The following is a 331-nucleotide window of genomic DNA, read 5'->3' as shown; positions in this document are numbered from 1 at the left end:
GGATTGAACAAGCATTTTCCTTGTTTCCACGCTTGAAGGAGCGGAGCACACAACTGGGAGGTACACTCAGTGGCGGGGAGCAGCAGATGCTGGCGATTGCGCGCATCCTGCGCACCGGCGTCAAGGTGCTGCTCCTCGACGAGCCGACCGAGGGGCTTGCGCCCGTCATCGTGCAGCGCATCGGCGATGTGCTGGTGGAACTGAAGAAACGCGGCATGACCGTGCTTCTGGTCGAGCAGAACTTCCGCTTTGCCGCCAAGGTCGCCGACCGCTTCTACCTCATGGATCATGGCGTGGTGACGGACAACTTCCCCACCGCCGAACTGCCCGC

Annotated in this window: 1 pseudogene; it reads left to right on the top strand. The window is 61.9% G+C overall.

The annotated features are described in order from the left end of the window. Positions 1–86: 86 nt before the first annotated feature. Positions 87–331 (top strand): annotated as a pseudogene (locus tag SB719_RS19320) (ABC transporter ATP-binding protein); the annotation flags it as partial.

It is taken from the genome of Pantoea sp. SIMBA_079, assembly GCF_046940275.1.
GTDB lineage: Bacteria > Pseudomonadota > Gammaproteobacteria > Enterobacterales > Enterobacteriaceae > Pantoea > Pantoea borealis.
The sequence above is the reverse complement of the archived record's forward strand: the minus strand, read 5'-3'. Positions and strand labels throughout refer to the sequence as shown.